Genomic DNA, 14,341 nt, shown 5'->3' with positions numbered 1-14,341 from the left:
GCTGACAAAAGCACAACATTAATTACAAATTATATTTAAACTCTTAATTATCAATAATTTAATTATTTCCAGGGCATTTTTTTAGCCCCTATTTACCCTCAAAAAACAGTCGTTCATCGAAAGTTCCCCCAACTCATCACGCAAAACATCCATTTGATCACACACTTGCTGCAACTGACGGATACGACCTAGAGCAACTCTCTGTTAGCGCATAGGTTATCCCTAGACAAACGATTTTTGTCGCAAACTATCATTACAAAAAATGTGAGTCCAATTCACTATTGAGACCCATTGGGGAGCTAAAAATGTATATCACCTCAAAACTAGCTAGTTCAATTAAGTTAGCACTTTGTGCTAGCTCGATTGCTGCATTAAGCACAACACCTGTTGTCGCACAAGAAGCAACAGATGCAACAGACGTAGAAAAAATTTCAATTACTGGTAGCCGTATTTTGTCACCTGGCGTTGAATCATCTAGTCCTATTTTTTCCTTAGGTGAGGAAGAAATTGGTTATTTACAAACCCCTGAATTTGAAAAAATAATTCGCTCACTACCTTCTACGATTCCAGCAGATGGCGGTAATGTAAACAATGGCACAGCGGGTGCTGCAACCATTGATTTACGCGGTTTAGGCGCGCAACGTAACTTGGTGCTACTAAACGGGAAACGTATGGTGCCATTTAATTTTAATGGCCAAGTAGATACCGCTAACATACCCACAGCCCTTATCGACAGAATCGATGTGGTCACCGGAGGAGCCTCTGCAGTGTATGGTTCGGATGCCATTTCTGGTGCCGTAAACGTAGTATTAAAAAACAACTTCCAAGGAGTTTCTTTGGATATGAACCACTCGCAAAGTAGCGAAAGTGATGGGGATCAAGACAACATATCTCTTACCATTGGTGCTAACTTTGATGACAGCCGAGGGAATGCAGTTTTATCAATTAGCTGGATGGAACGGGACTCAGTACTGCTCGGCGATCGTTCCTTAGGATTATTTGGTATTAACTCCAACACAGGTTCAGGTTACCAAGAGTTTTTAAACGGAGATGTCGCCACACCTCCGCCCGCTGGTTGTGGCGGTCCAAACGTTGTGGATTTATCTGGTAGTGGTTCAACGACTGCAATCCCCACTCGATTTGAGTTAATAGGAACCGGTGTAAGTGGACAGTTTAGAGAGGACGGTACCCTTGGTTCAAACTGTAGTTTATTCAACTTTAACCCGTTTAATTATTATCAAACTCCAGCTCAACGCTATGGTGCAACAGCTCTTGCTAACTATGAAGTAAATGATCACATGGAGTTCTACTCGTCGTTTAACTTCACGAATACCACAGTGGTTCAGCAAGTCGCTCCATCAGGTACCTTTGGCAGTAGCTTTAATTTACCTTTATACAACCCTCTGATTGGTAGCCAAGCATTAGGCTTTATTCTTGATGGCGCAAATGCCGCAGTTGGTGATGGGACCTTAGTAGATGGTGGTAGTTGGACTGATGCTAATGCCAACGGAATTGTGGATACAGAGGATTCTCTAACCGTTAGATTACGTAGACGAACCCTAGAACTAGGCCCACGTTCCGAACGTTATGATGCCGAACTTTGGCAAATTAACGCAGGTATTCGTGGTGAACTAGCAGCCGACTGGGATTATGACTTTTCCTATCAATATGGTGAGTCTAATCGTACAACAGTGCGTGACGGCTATACCAACCTGGGTAATATCCAAAATGCTCTAGATACCCGTGATGGTGTCACCTGTGCAGTTGGCGGAACTTGTGTACCCATAGATCTATTCGGTGGTTTCGGCACCATAACGGATGCTGCATCAGCCTACGCTAGAGCGATTGCTTTGCAGCAACAAAAATACGAACAAGAAATTATATCCCTAGTACTTACCGGCCCAGTGGATTTCATTGAGTTACCTACCGCAGGGGCGCCTCTTGCCATGAGCTTTGGTTTTGAAAACAGAACAGAAACAGGTATTTTGGAACCTGACGAATGTTTAAAGGAAACCCCAGCTAGCTGCCAAGGTGGCGCGGGAGGAAACTTACTTCCAATCAAAGGTGGGTTTAAAGTTGATGAGTTCTATTTTGAAGGAATTTTGCCCGTTTTTGACGGTGCAGCCTTTGCTGAAACCATGGATGTAGAATTCGGGTTTAGAACTTCGGATTTCGACACAATAGGTACAGCTGAATCATGGAAAATTGGATTTAATTGGCGTCCTGTAGAGCCAATACTTTTGCGTGTAATGCAGCAAAAAGCTAACAGAGCTCCAAATGTAGGCGAACTTGCTTCCCCTGTGACGTCAGGATTAGACAATGCCGTAATAGATCCTTGCTCAATTGCAAATGCTGGCAATATTGATGCTGCACTAACAGCTCTATGTGTATCAACCGGCATGACTGAAGCGCAAGTAGGCGTGATACCCGACATCATTTCTGGTCAAATCAATACCTTTAATGGGAGTTCACCAAGCAATCCTCCGGGACCAGAAGAAGCTGATACTTTCACGGCGGGTTTTGTGTGGACACCAGATTTTACTTGGGCTAACGATTTTACCCTTTCGGTAGATTATTATGACATCGATATCTCAGGCATTATTGGTAACTTTTCTGCACAGGAGATACTTGATTCATGTTATATCAACGGAGACGCGGGAGAGTGTGCGAAAATCAATCGCGTTGGCGGCGATTTAACCGGCTCTGCGGCGGGTGTTAATCAATTTACCACCAACCTGAAGTATCTTCGGGCTGAGGGGGTTGAAATTGGCTTTAACATGAACTTTGATTTAGAGGAGATGGGCAACATTGCCATCTCAGGTAACATCAATAAATACTTAACCCAGGAGTCACAAAGCTCAGACACAGTGCCAGTACTAGACTGCAAAGGGTATTACGGTACTAGTTGTGATCCGCTATCCGATATACGCTGGATCCAGCGTACGACTTGGTCATATGATGACTTTACTGTTTCGTTATTGTGGAGACATATTAATTCTGTAGATGTAGAGCCAGGTGAACGTGACTTGCGATTTGAAGCCTTCAGAAAAATTGATTCTTATGATTACTTCGACATATTTGCCAGTTATAGTTTTACTAAATATGCCACCTTTACTTTGGGTATAGATAATATGTTTGACAAGGAACCACCCGTTTTAGGAAATGATATTGGTGACACCAGTTCAAATTCGGGCAACACCTTTCCAAGCAACTATGAAGTTTTAGGTAGAATATATAAAGCAGGTCTTAAATTTAAGTTTTAGTACTTTGATTTAAACTAAAAAGTAACTTTAGCAAACTCAAAACGGAGCTTAAATAGCTCCGTTTTGATTCCTGTTTAGCAATCTTAGGCTTAACTTACTCTTCCACAAAACGAAAACGAGGGGTGGATTTGCCATCAATCACCACCTCTTCAATAAACATCTCCAATGGCCTTACCCACAACTTGCCTTCTCCGTAGAGTGGACGATAAACCACTAACTCAGACTCATCTTCGGAATGTTTAGCAACCCCAATCACTTGATAATCATTACCTTTATAATGACGATACTTACCCACTTTTAACATCTTTAACTCTCTCCACTTAATTGCGAAATTCTTGCGCTTTTAATTCGCCAAGCTTGCCATGCCAACAAGAATGTCTGGCAGCAAATAATGATAAAACTGGTTAACATTAGCCCTTGCCATCCCAAAACAAAAAGCAATGCCCCAGCCCCTAGCGCGGCCAGACCTTGGGCACTAAATACGGCAAATTCATTAATACTTTGAACTTGGAATTTCTGCTTTGCTGTGTGGGTTTGCGGTAACAGTACAGTGCCGCCCAAAAATAAAAAATTCCAGCCAATCCCGAGTAAAATTAAAGCACTCCAATAATTAATCAATTGACTGTCTATGGAACCCACCATGATGGTCAGCAAATAGATAATCAAGCCCGCAGCAATCACTCGGTAAACACCCAGTTTTGCAATCAACAGTCCGCTAAATAGTGATGGTAAATACATCGCCAAAATATGACTTTGGATGACCCATTTTGCATGCTCTAAAGTATGAGGTGTATTAACATGCATATGCACAGGCGTAGCTGTCATAATAAAGCTCATTAGCGCGTATCCCACCACGGATGCTGAGACAGCAATAATAAATGATGGTTTGCATAAAACATCCTTAATATCTACTTTTTGCGGCTCTGAATTCGGTGTCGGTCTATGAGTCTCTGCAAAAAAACAAAATAATCCCATACACACTAAACAAAGCACCCCCATTAACATGAATGATCCGACATAAGCGGTGGGTAATAATTGATTACCCAAAGTGGCAAGTTCGGGGCCTATGATTGCCGCGGCTAATCCACCGAGCAAAACAGTTGATGCAGCTCTAGGGGCGCGCTCTAAATCAACGGACTCCATGGCAGCAAAACGAATTTGTTGAAATCCAGAAATGGCGATACCCAATAGAAACGTCGCCAGCAAAAAGAGTGCAAAATACTCCACGTAAATACTAACTGCGGCAAGGAAAGATGCCAAAGATGCGATTAAGGCAACAGTGAGAAAAATCGGCTTACGACCCACTCTGCCCATGGCCCGAGTTACCGGTAACACCCCGGCAGCCGTGCCAATAATCATCATAGCAACGGGTAAAGTAGCAAGCCCTTGGGAAGGAGCTAGATTTGTGCCCACCAATCCACCTACCATTACCATCATCGCGCCGGCACTCATGGCTAAGGCAAGTATTAAAGTTAATATCCATACATTTCGAGGGAGCGTAAACAAACTGGTCATTTCCTATTGAAGTGAATAACGTACTAAAACTAGCACTCTTGGGATCAGCATAACGTGAATAATACCGAGGAAACATCTTGTAAGCACGATTTGTTGAGCAACACTTAGGTCAGTGCAGTCTCGAAAGGTAAATCCATTTGCTGAAATTTGCTTTTTGTAGGCAAGCCAACGTGCAATCCAACTAAGCGAATACCACGTTCAGTTTTGCGATTGAATGCCTCATCAAGCAACTCAACAAAATAGTCTTTATCTAATTCCCCACACCTGTGTTCAACTGTGGTTTGTTGGAAGTCACTGAATTTTAGCTTCACACCTTGGGTTTGGATCTTGTTATCGCTTCGAGCAGATTTTAATCGCTCTTGCAGTTTCGGATAGAGGGTTTCCAAAACTTGCAAACATTGTTCTTTAGTCTGAATATCTTCATGTAGGGTGCGCTCTACCCCGACAGACTTCCGCTCTCTAGACAGGCTTAAATCTCGATCGTCTATGCCATTGCTACGCTTCCAGATTACAGGGCCAAACTTTCCGAAACTTTTAATTAGCTGCTCTATGGGAAAGGTACGAACATCGTTACAGGTAAATAGCCCTAAATTATGCAGCTTCTGCACTGTTACTTTGCCAACCCCAGGAATTTTCCCAAGGGGAAGCTTTTTAACAAAGTCATCTAATTTGTCTGGCGTGATCACGCATATGCCATTTGGCTTGTTTTCATCACTTGCAATTTTTGCCACAAATTTTATAGGTGCGACGCCAGCAGAGGCTGTTAACCCCGTTTCGTTCACTATTGTGTTACGTATATCCTCTGCTATTAAAGTAGCACTGCCAGAGAATAGCGTGGAATCAGACACATCTAAATAGGCTTCGTCCAATGATAGGGGTTCTATTTTGTCGGTATATCGCTCGAAGATAGCGCGTATTTGTTTTGAGATCTGTCCATAGAGTTCCATACGGCCTGGCACCATAACAAGGTTAGGACAAAGTTTTAGGGCATGCGCAGTGGCCATCGCTGAACGTATACCAAACTTACGAGCAGGATAGTTACAAGTTGAAATAACACCACGCTTATCGGAGCGCCCACCTATGGCAATAGGAACATTTTTCAGCGCGGGGTTGTCACGCATCTCCACAGCTGCATAAAAGCAATCCATATCGATATGAATAATTTTGCGCATATTAACGACCTAAACTAAAACCTGTTTTTTTATACAGTAACAACAAATTCAGGTCAAGTTATTTGAACGTTGGTAACTCCGGCAGCAAAGACTTCATTTGTGCATAAATAGGCTTGGCAATTTTTTTAAACCCCGATTCCGTAGGGTGGATTTCATTAAGCCAATCACTCTTATTACCTGGGCGCAAAATACCTTGGGTATTAACCACAATAAGTTTGTTTAAGTGCTCTGGTCGACTAGCTAATGCCTGAAGTCGGGTTTTTAACGTCCCTAGTAAGATTTCGACGATTGGCAAATGTAGCTCCAAAGGGATATTTTTTTCGATTAAATAGGGATATATCCAAGGCTTAGTTTTAATCAAACCCCAAAAGAATTCAGCGCCATCTTCACTAGGTTTAGCGATATCGTAGGTATGGGTGATGATAGTTGCTTGTGGATTATATTCATCACGTAGATCTATTAATTGGTCAAAGGCCAAAATAATAGCATCCACTTTACGGCTGAAACGCTCTGCATGAATACAATCTTGAGCGCTAAAACCCTCTTCGTATTCGTTAAGCAGCATGGGCATATCACGTTTGCCCACAATATCATTCCCACCGCCAGAAAAAAGGATCAACTTAACGTATTTAGCAGTCTGTTCCATTACGGAGGCTAAGTCAGCCTTTTGTTGACCCGACATCATATCAACCGCTTCATCTCCGTTGCTTGCTAGTCTGAGCAGGTTGACTTTGTCGGTTCGCGAGACCACATTTTCAATATGATGAATAACGTTTATATCGCCTCCAAATGCAATCCACTTCTTAGGATAAGCGAACCAAGAATCGCCTTCGGTAATAATTCCGATTCTATCTGGATGTTTTTTGCAGATATGCAAAAAATCAGTACGTAAACTTGTAACTCCGGTATGGGCAGCTATGCGTCGGCGGCGTTCTATTGGTGTTTCTTTTGGCATTTTTCTATCCCTGCTTACCTTTTTATTAAGTGTAGTAAAGGTAATTCAATTTGCAGCAGATTTTAACAATTTCATTGCTAAGCAAGTTAGAAAATAAATAACAGAATCAGAAAGGGAGTATCAAGAATAGAGGGATAGAATAACTATTGAAGGTAACAAGGTTGTATTGAGCCACACAACCTTGTTACCTATTTCCCTAGCACAGGTTATAGAATTTGGTTTTGTTTCCACTCAGCTAATTTTTTCTGGCGGATTTCCTCTTTTTCTAAACGCGCTTTTTTGCGGTCACATGGTTCAGGGCAGTCACAGGCTTTAGAAATCCCTATGGCACCTAAGCCGCCGCAACTTCCGGAGATAGTTTTTTGTTGAAATATGTACCCAACTGCCATGGCTAACACCACAACTAGAAAAAACACAAAGGCTAAAATAAACGTACTCACAATATATCCTAGTTATTTCAAGTTAAATTACTGCTCGTTCGCAGCGTTAATATATTCGTCGAATTTACCCGTAGTATACGCTTTAAAGTCGCCATTTTCTCGGGTAATTAACATCACATCCAAATTGTGCTGTTTCGCTACACGTAACGCATCTTCCTTACCAAGCACGTTCAGAGCAGTAGCTAAACCATCTGCAGTCATCGACGAAGGATGCACAACAGTGACGGCAACTAAATTATGTGTAATGGGGTAACCGGTTCGAGGATCAATTAAATGAGAATAACGCATACCATCTTGTTCAAAGTAGTTACGGTAATCGCCTGAGCTAGCTACAGCGTTATTACCTATGGTCAAGATAGATTGCACAGCGCGTTCATCGTTGACGGGTTTCTCTACTGCAATGCGCCATTCTTGACCATTACTTTTTACCCCAGCAACACGCATCTCTCCACCAATCTCGACTAGATAGTTGGTGTAGCCGTAAGACTCCAATAACTCAGCCACAGCATCCACTCCGTAACCTTTTGCAATGGTAGATAAATCCACATACAAGTCTGGCTGTAGCTTAATTATAGTAGAGCCTTGGATCACTAATTTATTCAATCCAATTTTATCTTTAACGGAGTTGATGGTTTCTTGAGAGGGTATTTTATCTGGTCGAGCATCCGGCCCAAATCCCCATAAATTCACTAATGGTCCAACGGTAACATCAAGTACCCCATCGCTAACCTCACCAAGCCGCTTAGCTTCCTTTAATACCTTCAAGGTTGCTGGCGACAATTCAAACGGTTCAGAAGATAGTTGCTGATTGAAGCGCGAGAGTTCCGAATTTGGATCGTAGGTCGACATTAATTTATTAATATCCACCAAAAGCGCGTCGATTTTTTGTTGTAACTCTTCTGGCGCCATTCCTTTAGCTGAGGGCACTTTAACATTGTAACTTGTGCCCATAGTTGCACCTGACAAATGCACTTCACCGGCATTATCAGGGTCATTCCAAACAATGAAAATAACCACTGCAACACAAAGCAGTAGGCCAAGGGATTTTAATTTACTCATTTAAAACGCCATTCACACAATTTGATAGGTTGGAAAAAAAAGAGGGACATTAAATGTCCCTCTTAACAATTTCCATCTAAAAGTTAGCCACCGAAGTCATCTAACATGATGTTTTCGTCTTCAACACCTAACTCTTTAAGCATGTTGATTACGGCCGCATTCATCATAGGAGGACCACACATGTAGAACTCACAATCTTCAGGTGCAGGGTGATCTTTTAAGTAGTTTTCAAGCAATACGTTATGGATAAACCCGGTATCACCTTCCCAATTATCTTCCGGTTGTGGATCAGATAATGCAACGTGCCACTTAAAGTTTTCATTTTCTTTTTGCAGCATATCGAAATCTTCAACATAAAACATTTCACGTAGTGAACGAGCACCATACCAGAAAGTAATTTTACGGTCGGTTTTAAGACGACGTAACTGGTCGAAAATGTGAGAACGCATTGGTGCCATACCAGCACCACCACCAACAAAGACCATTTCAGCTTGTGTGTCTTTAGCAAAGAACTCACCAAATGGACCAGAAATAGTGGCTTTATCGCCTTCTTTCAAGCTCCAAATATATGATGACATTTTACCAGCAGGCAAGCTCAAGTTGTTGGGTGGAGGCGTAGCGATACGCACGTTCAACATAATGATGCCTTCTTCTTCTGGGTAATTAGCCATTGAATAAGCACGAATAGTTTCTTCATCAACTTTAGATTCAATATCAAAGAAACCGAAACGTTCCCAATCAGGCTTATACTCGTCAGGAATATCGTAATCTTTATATTTAACGTGATGAGGTGGAGCTTCAATTTGAATATAACCACCGGCACGGAAAGGAACACTTTCACCGTCTGGCACAGCCAATTTAAGTTCTTTGATAAAGGTTGCTTTATTATCGTTAGAAATAACTTCACAATCCCATTTTTTAATACCAAAGACTTCTTCTGGCAACTCAATATCCATGTCTTGTTTAATCGCAACCTGACAAGATAGGCGGCAACCTTCTTTAGCTTCACGTTTACTAATGTGGTCAAGCTCAGTAGGCAGAATTTCACCACCACCTGATTTTATATCAACTCGACACTGTCCACATGAACCACCGCCACCACAGGCAGAAGATACAAATATGCCTGAATCAGCCAAAGCACCTAGCAGTTTGCCACCTGGTGAGGCTGTAATGGCTTTATCTGGGTCGCCATTGATAGTGATAGTCACGTCGCCTGATGGTACAAGCTTAGACTTTGCGAACATGATGATAAGTACGAGTGCCAATACAATGGCAATAAACATACCTACACCAAGGTAAATTTCATTTGGATTCATTTACAAATACTCCTTAGTGTCTTCGCTTAAAGGGCTACGCCAGTGAACGACTGGAAACCCAATGCCATAAGACCTGCAATCATAAACACAGAGCCTAATCCACGTATGCCTTCCGGCATATCAGCATATTTTAATTTTTCACGTACTGCTGCTAGTAGGGTAATCGCGATTGCCCAACCTGCACCACTACCGATACCGTAAACCACACTTTCAGTGAAGTTATATTCACGTTGTACGGCGAAAGCTACACCACCAAAGATGGCGCAGTTAACGGTAATTAGCGGTAAGAAAATACCTAACGCGTTATATAGCGCTGGGAAAAACTTATCCAAACTCATTTCTAGAATCTGAACTAATGCTGCGATAACACCGATAAAGGTTAAGAAGTTTAGGAAACTCAAATCTGCATCAGGGAAACCAGCCCAAGCAAGTGCGCCAGGAGCAAGAATGTTCACGTAAATTACTTGGTTTACAGGTACTGAAATACCTAACACCACGATAACCGCAACACCAAGTCCCATAGCAGTTTTTACTTTTTTAGATACTGCTAAGAAAGTACACATACCTAAGAACAGTGACAATGCCATGTTTTCAATGAAGACAGACTTAACAAAAAGGCTTAAATAATGTTCCATGTCTTACTCCTTAGGTTCGACTTGTTCAGGACGAATGGTACGAATAAACCAAATTAATCCACCGATCAAAATGAAAGAACTGAAAGGTAGAATTAATAGACCATTACCTTGATACCAGCCACCATTTTGCACTAATGGCAAAATTGGGAAACCAAGAATAGTACCGAAACCAAATAGCTCTTTAATAGTACCGATAACGATAAGTACCATTGAATAACCTAAGCCATTACCAATACCGTCAAGGAAGCTCATGAAAGGAGGACTCTTCATAGCATAAGCTTCTGCCCGTCCCATAACGATACAGTTGGTTATGATCAAACCAACAAATACCGATAGTTCTTTAGCTATATCGTAGGCGACCGCCTTTAGAATTTGGTCAACAACGATTACCAAAGAAGCAATAATAGTCATTTGAATAATAATACGTACGCTAGAAGGTATCTGCTTACGAATAAGTGAAATAAATAAATTAGAGAATGCTGTAACTGAGGTTAGAGCTAAGGCCATAACCAATGCAGTTTCTAATTTAGTTGTAATAGCAAGTGCGGAACAAACACCTAACACTTGCAATGCGATGGGGTTGTTGTCCAGAATGGGTCCGAACAGCACCTTTTTCATTTCTTTAGTTTCAGCCATTGTGCTTCGCCCTATGATTTCCAAGTCTGATTTTTAAGGTATGGTCCATAACCATTCTCACCCAACCAATATGTCAATGTGTTCTGCACACCATTACTAGTTAAGGTTGCACCAGATAGCGCATCAACCGCATAGTCGTTATTAGACCCTGCATTTTTCTTAACTTGAATTGCCACATCGCCATCTTTAAACAGTTTTTTGCCGTCCCACTTCGCTTTCCAGCTTGGGTTTTGCACTTCACCGCCTAGTCCGGGAGTTTCTTTTTGCTGATAGTAAACCAATTCACGAACGGTGTTACCGTCAGCATCAATAGCAAGGAATCCGTACATCAAATCCCATAAGCCTGAACCATGGACAGGTAATACGATACGAGTAACTTCATTGGCTTCATTTTCAATTAAGTAAACGCTTGCAACACTTGAACGACTCTGAAAACCAACATTGCTGTTTTCAACTTTGACACTGTACGCTTCTTGTTTAGCGGCTTTGTACATATCGAAGTCTTCTTCAACTTCTACATATTCACCCGTTTCTAAATCAACGAAACGCTCAGTTACAAACTTATCAAAGGTACAAGGTACGTCACAGTCAGCTGTAGTTTCGAGACCAGCAGCTTGTAATATATTACTACGCTTATCGTTAGCAGCGTTTGTTTGTTGCATTTCACGCAAACCTACCGCTGCGCCAGACACTACAACAGAACAAACCAAACATACGGCAACAACAACACCGATAGTTCCGCCTAAGGTTTCTTTTTTCTTATCCGACACGAGCAACCCTCCGCTTAATGTTACTTTGAGCCACGAAATAATCGAATAGTGGCGCCCATAAATTTGCAAATAATATGGCTAGCATAACCCCTTCAGGGAATGCTGGGTTAAGGACACGAATCATCACTGTCATAAACCCGATTAAGAAACCATATGCCCACTTAGCTTTGTTGGTAAACGAAGCTGATACTGGGTCAGTTGCCATGAAGAACATACCAAAGGCCAAACCGCCAGTTACCATATGCCAGTACCAAGGCATAGCGAACATTGGGTTAGTACTGCTGTCTACAAAGTTCAATAGGGATGCAAAGAAAGCAACACCTAAAAGCACACCCAACACAATGCGCCAAGAAGCAATACGCATGTAAATAATAAAGAGTCCGCCAAGCATTATCGCAAGGGTAGATACTTCACCTACAGAACCTGGGATGTTTCCGAAGAAAGAATTCCACCATAGGTCCATATTGGTATAGTCCATCTCACCAGATGCAGCTTTACTTAACCAAGTTGCACCAGAGTATCCATCTGCAGCAACCCAAATTTGGTCACCAGAGATTTGCGCCGGATAGGCAAAGTATAAGAAAGCACGACCAGACAAGGCTGGGTTTAGGAAGTTACGACCTGTTCCACCGAATACTTCTTTGGCAATTACCACACCGAAGGTGATACCTAAAGCAACTTGCCATAAAGGAATAGTGGCTGGTAGCGTCAATGCAAAGAGCACTGAGGTAACGAAGAAACCTTCGTTTATTTCGTGTTTACGCACAGATGCAAATAACACTTCCCAAAAACCACCAACAATAAACACAGTGGCGTAAATAGGAAGAAAGAAACAAGCGCCGTAAGACATCATGCCTAACCAGCCTGTGCCTTCTACACCAATTTGACCACCCAAGGCAGTAAACAAATTAGCCTGCCAAATATCAGGTAATGTGCCAGCGCCCAGCAATAAAGCTTCATGAGCTTGAGCACCTACGTTATACATACCGTAAAACATAGCTGGAAAGGTTGCCATCCAAACCATGATCATGATGCGCTTAAGATCAATGCTGTCACGAACATGTGTTGATGCTTTGTTTACTTTACCTGGCGTGTAAAAGATAGTTGCTGCAGCTTCATAAAGCGCATAAAACTTTTCATATTTACCACCGGCTTCGAAATTCGGTTCTATTTTTTCTAAATAGGCTTTTAATCCCATGACCTAACCCTCTTTCTCAATGGTGGTGAGACAGTCACGTAGAATAGGTCCGTAGTTGTATTTACCCGGACAAACATACGTACACAACGCCAAATCTTCTTCGTCAAGTTCTAAGCAACCTAGAGTTTGAGCACTATCGGTATCACCAGAAATAATGTCACGAAGCAACAGAGTTGGTAAAATATCTAGCGGCATAATGCGCTCATAGTTACCGATTGGCACCATTGAACGATCTGAACCGTTAGTCGACGTTGTCATATTAAATAATTTTTTAGGTGACAAATGTCCAAGATAAGCACGAGTAACAGAATGCATATCACTACCTGGCGCTAACCACCCTAAGAATTTTTTCTCATGGCCTTCAGGCAACAAAGAAATCTGGGTGTGATAACGTCCCAAGAAACCGTGAACACCGTGGGCGTTTGTGCCCATTAACACTGAACCTGAGATAACACGAACATCATCACCTTCAGTTTCGCCAGCAGTTAATTGCTCAGTATCAGCACCAAGAATGGTACTTAGCAAACGAGGGTTTTTAGCAGCTGGACCGCCAAGTGCAATAACACGTTGGTTGTTTAACTCTCCAGATGTAAACAACGCACCAAACGCCATAACATCCTGATAGTTAATTGACCAAACTGTTTTGCTCGCACCAACAGCGTCTAAAAAGTGAATATGTGTGCCAGCTAAGCCCGCAGGGTGTGGTCCAGCAAACTCTTCTACTTCAACCTTAGTTGAACCAGTAGGAATGTCAGCACCAGGAGCCTTACAAACGTAAACCGAACCTGTGGTAAGTTGTTTCAAAACAGCTAAACCGTTTTCAAAATCGGTTTTACGCTGTGCAATCACAACTTCAGGATCAGCCGCCAACGGATTGGTATCCATAGCAGTGACAAAAATTGACTTTGGTTCACTTCCCAGTGCAGGTACTTTGCTGTAAGGACGCGTTTTTAAGGCGACCCACAAACCTGACTTAACCAAATTCTCTTCAACTTTTTCGCGAGCAATTGAACTCAATTGACTAGCTTCATATTTGTCGAAGGTTTCATGCTCATCACCAGCTAGTTCAATTACCACAGATTGCAAAACACGTTTTGCTCCGCGATTAACTTCAACTACCTTGCCCGCTGCTGGCGCAGTAAAGAGAACACCAGGATTCTTTTTGTCTTCAAAAAGAGCCTGACCTTTCTTAACTACATCGTCTACCTGAACAAACATGGTAGGACGCATGCCAACATATTCTTCCCCCAATACAGCCACGCGTGTGATGCTTGGGCCGTTTTGAATTGTTTGGTTAGGAGCCCCCTTAATAGGAAGGTCTAACCCTTGCTTGATTTTTATCATATGCAACCGCAGTCTTGTAAAAATAAAATTAAAGTGAA

The 14,341-nt window shown here is 42.1% G+C and carries 13 protein-coding genes; 1 reads left to right on the top strand and 12 read right to left on the bottom strand.

Features of this window, described 5'->3' with window-relative positions; genetic code table 11:
* Window positions 1-305 precede the first annotated feature (305 nt).
* A complete protein-coding gene (locus ABJV04_RS10035; RefSeq protein WP_348491386.1) occupies window positions 306-3,263 on the top strand; it encodes a TonB-dependent receptor in 2,958 nt (985 codons plus the stop codon).
* A 94-nt stretch (window positions 3,264-3,357) separates the two neighbouring features.
* Here ABJV04_RS10035 and ABJV04_RS10030 read toward each other — a convergent pair whose 3' ends face one another.
* The 12 genes from ABJV04_RS10030 to ABJV04_RS09975 all read right to left on the bottom strand — a co-directional run bounded on the left by ABJV04_RS10030 (window position 3,358) and on the right by ABJV04_RS09975 (window position 14,303).
* On the bottom strand, window positions 3,358-3,567 hold the full coding sequence (locus ABJV04_RS10030) for a DUF1653 domain-containing protein (protein WP_348491385.1): 210 nt from the start codon (window positions 3,565-3,567) through the stop codon (window positions 3,358-3,360).
* Window positions 3,568-3,569: 2 nt separating this feature from the next.
* Window positions 3,570-4,769, bottom strand: a complete 1,200-nt coding sequence (locus ABJV04_RS10025) for an MFS transporter (protein WP_348491384.1) — start codon at window positions 4,767-4,769, stop codon at window positions 3,570-3,572.
* Window positions 4,770-4,882: 113 nt separating this feature from the next.
* Complete coding sequence (dinB, locus tag ABJV04_RS10020; RefSeq protein ID WP_348491383.1) at window positions 4,883-5,950, bottom strand: DNA polymerase IV; 1,068 nt, start codon at window positions 5,948-5,950, stop codon at window positions 4,883-4,885.
* Window positions 5,951-6,008: 58 nt separating this feature from the next.
* Entirely contained in the window at window positions 6,009-6,905 is an 897-nt protein-coding gene (locus ABJV04_RS10015) for a hypothetical protein (RefSeq protein ID WP_348491382.1), read from the bottom strand.
* Window positions 6,906-7,111: 206 nt separating this feature from the next.
* Entirely contained in the window at window positions 7,112-7,345 is a 234-nt protein-coding gene (gene nqrM / locus ABJV04_RS10010) for a (Na+)-NQR maturation NqrM (protein ID WP_348491381.1), read from the bottom strand.
* A gap of 27 nt (window positions 7,346-7,372) precedes the next feature.
* Window positions 7,373-8,404, bottom strand: coding sequence for an FAD:protein FMN transferase (locus ABJV04_RS10005; RefSeq protein WP_348491380.1), 1,032 nt, complete (start codon window positions 8,402-8,404; stop codon window positions 7,373-7,375).
* A gap of 83 nt (window positions 8,405-8,487) precedes the next feature.
* Window positions 8,488-9,720: an NADH:ubiquinone reductase (Na(+)-transporting) subunit F gene (nqrF, locus tag ABJV04_RS10000; protein WP_303471192.1), complete on the bottom strand. Its 1,233-nt coding sequence runs from the start codon at window positions 9,718-9,720 to the stop codon at window positions 8,488-8,490.
* Between the two features lie 26 nt (window positions 9,721-9,746).
* Entirely contained in the window at window positions 9,747-10,355 is a 609-nt protein-coding gene (gene nqrE, locus ABJV04_RS09995; protein WP_216048953.1) for an NADH:ubiquinone reductase (Na(+)-transporting) subunit E, read from the bottom strand.
* A gap of 3 nt (window positions 10,356-10,358) precedes the next feature.
* Entirely contained in the window at window positions 10,359-10,991 is a 633-nt protein-coding gene (locus ABJV04_RS09990) for an NADH:ubiquinone reductase (Na(+)-transporting) subunit D (protein WP_348491379.1), read from the bottom strand.
* An 11-nt stretch (window positions 10,992-11,002) separates the two neighbouring features.
* Window positions 11,003-11,761: a Na(+)-translocating NADH-quinone reductase subunit C gene (locus ABJV04_RS09985; protein ID WP_348491378.1), complete on the bottom strand. Its 759-nt coding sequence runs from the start codon at window positions 11,759-11,761 to the stop codon at window positions 11,003-11,005.
* Window positions 11,751-12,959 carry an NADH:ubiquinone reductase (Na(+)-transporting) subunit B gene (locus tag ABJV04_RS09980; protein WP_348491377.1) on the bottom strand — a complete coding sequence of 403 codons (1,209 nt, stop codon included), beginning with the start codon at window positions 12,957-12,959 and terminating at the stop codon, window positions 11,751-11,753. The genes ABJV04_RS09985 and ABJV04_RS09980 overlap by 11 nt, the downstream gene beginning before the upstream one ends.
* Window positions 12,960-12,962: 3 nt before the next feature.
* Complete coding sequence (locus tag ABJV04_RS09975; RefSeq protein WP_348491376.1) at window positions 12,963-14,303, bottom strand: Na(+)-translocating NADH-quinone reductase subunit A; 1,341 nt, start codon at window positions 14,301-14,303, stop codon at window positions 12,963-12,965.
* Window positions 14,304-14,341 lie beyond the last annotated feature (38 nt).

The organism is Aliiglaciecola sp., from assembly GCF_039982535.1.
Lineage (GTDB): Bacteria > Pseudomonadota > Gammaproteobacteria > Enterobacterales > Alteromonadaceae > Aliiglaciecola.
The sequence above is the reverse complement of the archived record's forward strand: the minus strand, read 5'-3'. Positions and strand labels throughout refer to the sequence as shown.

What these genes read in the sequence shown, in the direction of transcription:
- ABJV04_RS10035 (WP_348491386.1), top strand. Translation starts at nt 306, where the DNA reads ATGTATATCACCTCAAAACTAGCTAGTTCAATTAAGTTAGCACTTTGT.
- ABJV04_RS10030 (WP_348491385.1), bottom strand. Translation starts at nt 3,567, where the DNA reads ATGTTAAAAGTGGGTAAGTATCGTCATTATAAAGGTAATGATTATCAA.
- dinB (WP_348491383.1), bottom strand. Translation starts at nt 5,950, where the DNA reads ATGCGCAAAATTATTCATATCGATATGGATTGCTTTTATGCAGCTGTG.
- ABJV04_RS10015 (WP_348491382.1), bottom strand. Translation starts at nt 6,905, where the DNA reads ATGCCAAAAGAAACACCAATAGAACGCCGCCGACGCATAGCTGCCCAT.
- ABJV04_RS10005 (WP_348491380.1), bottom strand. Translation starts at nt 8,404, where the DNA reads ATGAGTAAATTAAAATCCCTTGGCCTACTGCTTTGTGTTGCAGTGGTT.
- nqrF (WP_303471192.1), bottom strand. Translation starts at nt 9,720, where the DNA reads ATGAATCCAAATGAAATTTACCTTGGTGTAGGTATGTTTATTGCCATT.
- nqrE (WP_216048953.1), bottom strand. Translation starts at nt 10,355, where the DNA reads ATGGAACATTATTTAAGCCTTTTTGTTAAGTCTGTCTTCATTGAAAAC.
- ABJV04_RS09990 (WP_348491379.1), bottom strand. Translation starts at nt 10,991, where the DNA reads ATGGCTGAAACTAAAGAAATGAAAAAGGTGCTGTTCGGACCCATTCTG.
- ABJV04_RS09980 (WP_348491377.1), bottom strand. Translation starts at nt 12,959, where the DNA reads ATGGGATTAAAAGCCTATTTAGAAAAAATAGAACCGAATTTCGAAGCC.
- ABJV04_RS09975 (WP_348491376.1), bottom strand. Translation starts at nt 14,303, where the DNA reads ATGATAAAAATCAAGCAAGGGTTAGACCTTCCTATTAAGGGGGCTCCT.